Genomic DNA, 8,759 nt, shown 5'->3' on the forward strand with positions numbered 1-8,759 from the left:
TTCGTAAAAACATACACCATGAAAAGAAGAGAATTTATCGAAAAAACTGCTGCAAGCACTGCTTTATTAAGTTTAGGCTTATCATTAAGCAGCTTTGAAACAAACGATATAAAACACCTAACGGTTCTACATACCAATGATGTACACAGCCACATAGATCCTTTTCCTGCTGATGATCCCCGTAATCCTGATAAAGGCGGAGTATCACGACGTGCTGCATTGATTGAGACCATTCGAAAAGAAAATCCAAATGTGCTTTTACTGGATGCCGGAGATATCTTTCAGGGAACCCCTTATTTTAATTATTACGGAGGTGAACTTGAATTTAAGCTGATGAGCATGATGAAATATGATGCGTCTACCATTGGGAATCATGATTTTGACAATGGTCTTGACGGATTATATGCACAAATGCCACATGCCAGTTTTGAATTTATCTGTTCAAATTATGATTTTAAAAACACAGTCATGAACGGATTTGTAAAACCGTATAAAATTTTTAATAAAAACGGAATAAAGGTTGGTGTTTTTGGACTAGGAATACAACTTGAAGGGCTTGTTGAAAAAAAAATGTACAAGGAAACCGTATACAATAATCCTGTAGAAATTGCTCAGGATATGACTCAATTACTAAAAAAAGAAGAAAAATGTGATTTGATCATTTGTCTTTCACATTTAGGATACAAATACAAAGATGATGCTTCAAGAATCTGTGACCTGAAATTAGCAGAATTAACACAGGATATTGATTTAATCATTGGCGGGCATACGCATACCTTTTTAGACAAACCTACTATTGTAAAAAATAAAGCGGGCGAAGATGTTCTGGTAAATCAGGTGGGATGCTACGGAATAAATTTAGGGCGAATCGATTTTTATTTCGATAAAAATAAATCTCATACCAATCAAGCAAAATCAATTATCGTTTAACTCTCTTTTTACCCGAGTTTATAAAATATTTGGAAATAAAAAAGTACGCCAGAATCTGAGTCACATCACAGATTAATGTTAATACTAAAGAATAAGAAAAATATCGATTGAAGATAAAGAACATATCCGAAATTATAAAACATGTTGCCATTAACGTTAAAAGCAAAGTAACATAATTTCCTCTGGTTATATAGTTTGCGTAACATATGAATCCTAAAACGCTTAAGACAGTTCCATAGAGGGCATATAAAAAGTCAAAACCATCCATTTTATCAAACTGTAAACTCAATACAGAAAACAATAAATATAAAATCAGTAAAATTACTAAAGCAATTGGCAGTACATCGCTCTTTTTTAATCTTATTCTGTCATAATCTATTACAATTATTTTAATCAGCATTAAGTAAACAAACAAAAAGCATATCATAGAACCCTGATCGGAGATTTCTACATTCATTAGATGAAATACTTCCCCAACAAAACACAAAATGTAAATTAAAATCTGAGTTGTATTAATCCTGAAATTATTTGATGAATAGAAATAAAAAAAAACAGAAGGCACAACAATTGACTTCATACAAATTGTGAGATAATCGTATTGAAGAATATCAAACACAATCGTAAAAACAAAGGCAGCTAAATAAAGAATAAGTGAAGGTCTACTCGCTTTCATTCAGTTTCGTTATAAATTCCTGTTCAGATAGTATTGGAATATTTAATTTATTTGCTTTTTCTAATTTTGCCGGTCCCATATTATCTCCTGCTACTACAAAATCTGTTTTTGCAGAAATAGAACTTCCCACTTTTCCTCCGTTATCTTCTATTGTTTTCTTTAATTCATCTCTTGAGAACTGTGAAAAAACTCCTGATACAACAAATGTTTTCCCGATGAACTTTTCAGTTGCATTTGGATTTATTTTCTGGACAATTTCAAATTGAACACCATAACTTTTTAATCGTTCAATTATTTTTTGATTTTCTTCATTCTCAAAAAATTCAATTACGCTTTTTGCAATTCGTTCTCCAATTTCATCTACTAAAATCAAATCCATTAATGAAGCCTGACTTAATGCATCGATATTTTTATAATGCTTGGCTAATTTTTTAGCGACAGTTTCTCCAACAAAACGAATTCCGAGAGCAAACAGAACACTTTCGAATGGAATTTCCTTGGATTTTTCAACACCGTTTACCAGATTTTCAGCCGATTTTTGCGCCATTCTTTCCAAATGCAAAATATCTTCTACTTTTAATTCATACAAATCAGCATAATTGTGAACCAAATCATTTTTGAAAAGTAAGGCAACTGTTTCTCCCCCAAGCCCTTCAATATCCATTGCTTTTCTCGAAATATAATGCTGGATTCTGCCAATAATCTGTGGCGGACAACCGTAAAAATTAGGACAATAATGATTTGCCTCACCTTCATTCCGAACTAATTCTGTCTCACATTCAGGGCAATGTGTAATATATCTTGTGATTTCTGAATTTTCAGGGCGCTGTTCTAAATCTACAGCGATAATTTTTGGAATAATTTCGCCCCCTTTTTCCACAAAAACGGTATCATTTATTCGAATATCTAATTTTTCGATTTGGTCAGCATTATGCAAAGAAGCTCTTTTTACAATTGTTCCTGCGAGCTGTACAGGTTCTAGATTTGCAACCGGAGTAATAGCTCCTGTACGTCCAACCTGATATGAAATTGACTTTAATTTAGTTGAAACCTGCTCAGCTTTAAATTTGTAGGCGATGGCCCAACGAGGTGATTTTGCAGTGTAACCTAACTCTTCCTGATGACGGAAACTGTTTACTTTTACAACGACACCATCAGTTTCGTAAGGCATTTTGTGACGATGAGTATCCCAATAATCAATAAAGTCGAAAACTTCCTGCATGTTATTGGCTAATTTTGCTTCGCTTGGCACTTTAAACCCCCATTCGCGTGCTAATTGCAATCCTTCTATTTGCGAAGAAAAGGGTAAATTATTACTTGTCACCGAATACAATAAACATTCTAAAGGGCGTTTGGCAACCTCAGCACTGTCCTGTAGTTTTAAACTTCCAGAAGCTGTATTTCTTGGATTTGAATATGGTGTTTCTCCAATTTCAATTAAGTCCTGATTCATTTTTTCGAAACCTTTTAATGGTAAAATGATTTCGCCACGAATATCGAATCTATCAGGATAATTTCCTTTTAATTTCAACGGAATTGATTTTATGGTTTTGATGTTGTTTGTAACCTCATCACCCTGAAAACCATCTCCACGTGTTAAAGCCTGGACCAGTTTCCCATTTTCGTATGTAATGCTTATTGAAGCTCCATCGTATTTTAACTCACATGTATATTGTAAATCAACATTTCCCAAAACTCTCTGAATTCGGGTTTCCCAATCCAACAAGTCTTCTTTCGAATAAGAATTATCCAGAGAATACATTCTGAACTGATGTGCTATGGTTTTAAAGTTTTTGGTAACTGTTCCACCAACCCTTTGTGTTGGAGAATGCTCGTCAAAAAATTCAGGATGTTTGTTTTCTAAATCCTGAAGTTCTTTTAATTTGAGATCAAAATCATAATCAGAAATTGTAGCGTCATCAAGTACATAATAATTGTAATTGTGTTGATTAAGTTCGTTTCGTAATGTCTGAATTGTGTCTTGAATACTCATAAAATATTAAAAATAATGCTGATTATAATTTCTAAAAACCGAATATCAAAATTAGGATTATTTTTTGTTGTAAAATATTAAAATCCAAAAGTTTTAAAAGTCAAAAATCAAGTTGCAAAATCATGCAACTTGATTTTCTTCTTGTCCACTATTCTTAAAAAAGAATCAAACAAAACCAACTTCCAAATGGTTTTTACGTTCTACACTTTTAAAATTGATAATCAACAACCTAATAAACAACCAAATTTATTTTTGAATAATAATGAAATCCGAACGTCTGTTTAGTAAATGTTCTTCTTCTGTACATTTTACACCATTTTTACATTTATTAATTAATCGGCTTTCTCCGTAACCAATGGCACTTTCGATTCGTGAAGCGTCAATATTTTGTGAAATAATATAATCTCGTGTCGATTTTGCCCTGTTGTCAGAAAGCTTTAAATTGTAAGCATCTTTTCCACGGGAGTCCGTATGAGATTCAATTTTAATACGGATGTTTGGGAATTTTTGCATGATAAAAACCACTTTTGTCAATTCTTCAATAGCCAAAGGAGTGATATCGTATTTGTCGTAATCAAAATAAATGGGTTTTACATCTACTTTTTCAACACCTTTTTTCTTTACAACCAAATCATCATAATTACTCAGTTCAAAATTGATATTTGGAATTTCAGCTCCATTTTCTAATGTAGTTTCTACGATTTTTTCATCACTGCTGTAATTTGGTTTTGCCGCAATCATCTTAACATTTTTACCACACGGAACGACCAATGCATATTTACCTTCGAAATTCGTTTTTGTTTCGCCAAGAATATCACTAAAAGAATTGTATCCCATAATGGTAACATCTGTAAGCGGTAATTTTGTTTTACGGTCTGTTGCAATTCCTGAAATAGTCTGATTACAAACCGGGTCTGCTTTTGTAAAAGAATAGATATCGTCATCTCCTTTTCCTCCTTCTCTATTAGAAGACAAATAACCAAAATGACCTGTTTTGTCAATTATAAATGTGAAATCATCCTTGTTACTGTTTATTGGAGCTCCCAGATTTTTTGGATCTGAAAAACTTCCATCAGATAAAAACTTGCTTTCGTAAACATCCAGATCTCCCCATCCGTAATGTCCATCAGAAGAGAAATAAAGCACCCCTTTACTGAAGAACGGAAAAAGATCATTTCCAATAGTATTAATTTTTGGGCCTAAATTTACGGGAGAACTCATGGTGCCATCAGCAGCAATTTTCACATAATACAAATCGGTTTCTCCATATCCTCCCGGCATATCAGATGCAAAGAAAAGCCATTGTCCATCTTCACTTAATGAAGGATGCCCAACGGAATACTCATCACTATTGAAAAATACTTTTTGAGGATTTTCTAATTTGTTGTCGACTATAGCACCTTTAATAATCTGAAAATTATTGGTTTTTGTTTCATCAACAACCAGTTTATTCTTCTTAACGATGTTTGTTGTGTAATAAATTGTTTTTCCCGCCGCATCAAAACTGGCTGTTGCTTCGTGATATTTGGTCATTACGTTTGGTAAAAACACACTTTCATTGAACAAACTTCCATCCGCCTGATTTCTTTCTGCAACATATAAATTCAAAAACGGCTGATTGTTCCAGGTATATAACTTTTCGCTAAATTTAGTTGTATCCCTTGCAGAAGTAAATACCACTTTTTCCTGAAAAAATGTGGCTCCAAAATCAGATTTACTGGTATTAATATCAAGGTCTTTTATTTGATAAAGCGATTTTGCTTTTGAAAGACTATCCATTTGCTTTTTTTGGGCAACGTATCGGTTGATCTCTTTTTTATCGCCTTTTTTATCCAGATATTCTTTCGTAATCCTATTAGCTTCATCATAATCCATAACGGCTTTCATGGACTGGATATAGCGGAGATAGTAAATATCAGTTAAGTTATTTCCCTGAGCTTCGTACAATTTTCGGTACCATTTTAGTGCATTTCTGGAATCGGAAATAAAATAATAAGAGTCGGCAGCATTCTTTAATGTTTGTGTCGAAGGCTTTTTTATGTTTTGTAAAATTTCTTCGTACGCTTTAGAAGCATCGGCATACGAATAGTTTTTAAACAATGCATCGGCCTTCTTTAAATTAGTCTGAGCAAAACAAACCGTGAAGCTCAAAACCAGACTTAAGATATATAGTTTTTTCATAAGGTTTATTTTTTTAGAAGAATCTAGGTGATTTGATTTTACTTTGATTTTTGTTAAACTGATATTTCAGAATGATTTCATGCGTACCATCATTGTACTTATTCAATTCGCTTGTGGTATAATCAAAAGCATATCCGATATAAAAACTTCGTGATATCTGAAAACCTGCCAGAATACTCACAGAATCATCAGTACGATATGATCCTCCTATAACAAATTTTTCATAAAGCATAAAGTTTGCAGAAACATCAGCTGTAAGCGGAGCTCCACTCACTGCTTTTACTAAAAATGCAGGTTTGAATTTTAAATTCGGATTCAAATCAAACACATAACCTCCCATTAAAAAATAATGCAAACGATCGTAGTTTATAGATTCCTGAACGTCATCGTAATAATCATTTTCGATAAAGCTTGGAATTGAAAATCCTAAATACCACTTATCAGCATAATAATAAACACCTGCTCCAACGGCTAATTTCATCTGATTATCAATATTTTGATTCAACAGAACATCATTTGGATCATAATATCTTCCTTTGGTCCAGTCAATATTTAACATTCGCATACCAGCTTTTAAACCAAAGGCAAGTCTTTTTTCATAGCCTAATGCTAATGAGTAGGAGAAGTTTCCATCAAGGTATAATTCATTCGAAGGACCAATTTTGTCATTAACAACACTTAATCCTAAACCAATCTTTTCATTTCGAAGCGGTGCATGAATCGAAAAGGACTGCGTTTGGGGAGCACCAGAAATGTCCAACCATTGTGAACGATGCAAAAGTGTCGCTTCTAAAACACCGGTAGACCCGGCATAAGCCGGATTTACCGCCATAGTGTTATACATATATTGTGTATACTGAGGATCTTGTTGTGCACTTGCACTAAATGTGATAATAGAACATATTAAGATTAAATACGTTTCTAATGATTTTATATATAGTTTCATAACGATACTTATTTAGTTTTAATTAATTAGATGATTAATAACGGTGCTTATCTCATTATAGATAACCATCCTTTTTTAACTTTTCCGTCTCCAATTTCTATTACATAAAAATAAGTACCGGTTGGCAGCATATCTCCTCTGTTTATAACTCCGGATACATTAGCAGTACCGTCCCAATCATTTTGATAACCTCTTTTACTGTATACCAAAGCACCATATCTGTTAAAGACTTTTAATTCATTGTTTGGATATGATTCGATACAATCAATTCTGAAAAGATCATTTGATCCGTCATTATTTGGCGTGAACTCATTGTAAATCGTTAAACAAATTGGTTCTACCGAAGCTGAAGCTGTATTGTTTGTAGGATCAACATCTAAAGGAGTTGAGATTTCGATAGTGGCTACGTTTAAGTAGTTACCATTTGGCAATACAATGACTCTGATTTCGAGCGTTTCACTTTCTCCAGGACTTAATGTCGGAATTGTCCAAATCTGAGATGCATCATATACACCTGTTGATGTTGAAGCTGATACAAATTCATATCCGCTTGGAATTAATTCACTAACAAGTGTGTTAAGAATAGTTCCCTGACCCACATTATTTACAGTTATTGTAAAAGTTACCTCATCTCCAAAATTAGGAGTAGGATTACTAACCGTTTTGGTTATCGTAAGATCTGAACATGTCGCCACTGTTACATTTAATGTTTTGGTAGTAGTTTCATCGCATGTGTTGATATACGTTACCATAACTGTTCCCGGCCCAACATCAGACCATGAAATTGTTACAGACCCATCAGCAGTTCCTCCTCCCGAAGTTATTGTTCCGTTAGTAACAGACCATACATAATTTGATTTCCCATTTGCTATTGAATAAGTCACTCCCTGGAAAACGCATGGTGTATCATCGGTCGAAGTGATTTGCGCCAATGCATCATTTTCAAAACTAACCGTTATTGCTAAACGTGCTGCATTTGTACAGCCATTTGTTGTATTGCTTAACAATGTGGCATAATAGGTTGTAGCTGTAAGCGGCGTATTTGCGGCTAATGGTATTCCTCCTGTTGGGTTACTGTACCAAACAACATTTGGTTCATTTACCTGAATATTGGCAATTGTTGGTGCTTTTGACAAACAAAATTTCTGTGCTGTATTTGTGGTAGTAACTACACCTGGTGTATTCACATTTACTGTAACTACTAATCTAACAGGATTTTCACAACCTATTGTACTTGAAATAGCTCCATAATAAAGACCAGTAGCCAAAGCTGTTGTTGCTGGTAAAGCAGTTCCTCCACTCGGGTTACTGTACCAAACTACGTTAGCTTCATTTACCTGAATATTAGCTACTGTTGGTACATTCAATGAACAGAAGTTTTGTGTTGCTGAATTTGTAGTAGGTGTTGCAGTTGGATTATTAATGCTAACACTTACCTGCAATCTTGTACTGCTTTCACAACCTGTCATTGGATTCAAAATGACTCCATAATAAATTCCGTTTACTAAGGCTGTAGTTGATGCAAGTGGCGTTACACCAGTTAATGTACCATACCAAACAACATTGGTTTCATTTACCTGAATATTGGCAACCGTTGGTGCATTTGAAATACAGAAATCTTGCGTATTATCTGTAGTTGTTGGTGTAGCTGGGTTGGTTACAGTAACAGTAACTTGTAATCTGATAGCACTTTGACAACCTGTTATTGGGTCTAAAATCGCTCCGTAATATATACCATTTGCCAACGCTGTTGTCGGTGTAATTATTGTTGTACTGGTTAGTGAATTATACCAAACAACATTAGCCTCGTTCACCTGAATATTGGCAACCGTTGGCGCATTCACTAAACAGAAATCCTGTGTATTGTCCGTTGTAGTTGGTGTCCCTGGATCATTTATCGTAACAGTAACCTGTAAACGAACTGAACTTTGACAGCCTGTTACAGGGTCTAAAATCGCTCCATAATAAATACCGTTTGCCAAGGCTGTTGCTGTTGCAATTGATGTTGTACTGGTCAATGAATTATACCAAACAAC

Annotated in this window: 6 protein-coding genes; 1 reads left to right on the forward strand and 5 read right to left on the reverse strand. The window is 34.1% G+C overall.

Annotation, left to right across the window (positions count from 1 at the left end; genetic code table 11):
- The first annotated feature begins 18 nt into the window (after window positions 1–18).
- Window positions 19–930 carry a bifunctional metallophosphatase/5'-nucleotidase gene (locus tag JE46_RS09245; protein ID WP_031454990.1) on the forward strand — a complete coding sequence of 304 codons (912 nt, stop codon included), beginning with the start codon at window positions 19–21 and terminating at the stop codon, window positions 928–930.
- Here JE46_RS09245 and JE46_RS09250 read toward each other — a convergent pair.
- The 5 genes from JE46_RS09250 to JE46_RS09270 form a co-directional block, all read right to left on the reverse strand.
- On the reverse strand, window positions 920–1,603 hold the full coding sequence (locus JE46_RS09250) for a hypothetical protein (RefSeq protein ID WP_031454991.1): 684 nt from the start codon (window positions 1,601–1,603) through the stop codon (window positions 920–922). The two genes, JE46_RS09245 and JE46_RS09250, sit on opposite strands and share 11 nt — an antisense overlap.
- A complete protein-coding gene (gene ligA, locus JE46_RS09255) occupies window positions 1,590–3,596 on the reverse strand; it encodes an NAD-dependent DNA ligase LigA (protein WP_031454992.1) in 2,007 nt (668 codons plus the stop codon). Before ligA ends, JE46_RS09250 begins: the two co-directional genes overlap by 14 nt.
- 246 nt (window positions 3,597–3,842) lie before the next feature.
- Complete coding sequence (locus JE46_RS09260; protein ID WP_031454993.1) at window positions 3,843–5,777, reverse strand: OmpA family protein; 1,935 nt, start codon at window positions 5,775–5,777, stop codon at window positions 3,843–3,845.
- A gap of 13 nt (window positions 5,778–5,790) precedes the next feature.
- On the reverse strand, window positions 5,791–6,723 hold the full coding sequence (locus JE46_RS09265; RefSeq protein WP_031454994.1) for a PorP/SprF family type IX secretion system membrane protein: 933 nt from the start codon (window positions 6,721–6,723) through the stop codon (window positions 5,791–5,793).
- A 47-nt stretch (window positions 6,724–6,770) separates the two neighbouring features.
- Window positions 6,771–8,759, reverse strand: a 1,989-nt coding sequence (locus tag JE46_RS09270) for a T9SS C-terminal target domain-containing protein (RefSeq protein ID WP_035136473.1), incomplete at its 5' end; no start/stop codon positions are given.

This window comes from Flavobacterium chungangense LMG 26729 (assembly GCF_000735715.2).
Lineage (GTDB): Bacteria > Bacteroidota > Bacteroidia > Flavobacteriales > Flavobacteriaceae > Flavobacterium > Flavobacterium chungangense.

What these genes read in the sequence shown, in the direction of transcription:
- JE46_RS09245 (WP_031454990.1), top strand. Translation starts at nt 19, where the DNA reads ATGAAAAGAAGAGAATTTATCGAAAAAACTGCTGCAAGCACTGCTTTA.
- JE46_RS09250 (WP_031454991.1), bottom strand. Translation starts at nt 1,603, where the DNA reads ATGAAAGCGAGTAGACCTTCACTTATTCTTTATTTAGCTGCCTTTGTT.
- ligA (WP_031454992.1), bottom strand. Translation starts at nt 3,596, where the DNA reads ATGAGTATTCAAGACACAATTCAGACATTACGAAACGAACTTAATCAA.
- JE46_RS09260 (WP_031454993.1), bottom strand. Translation starts at nt 5,777, where the DNA reads ATGAAAAAACTATATATCTTAAGTCTGGTTTTGAGCTTCACGGTTTGT.
- JE46_RS09265 (WP_031454994.1), bottom strand. Translation starts at nt 6,723, where the DNA reads ATGAAACTATATATAAAATCATTAGAAACGTATTTAATCTTAATATGT.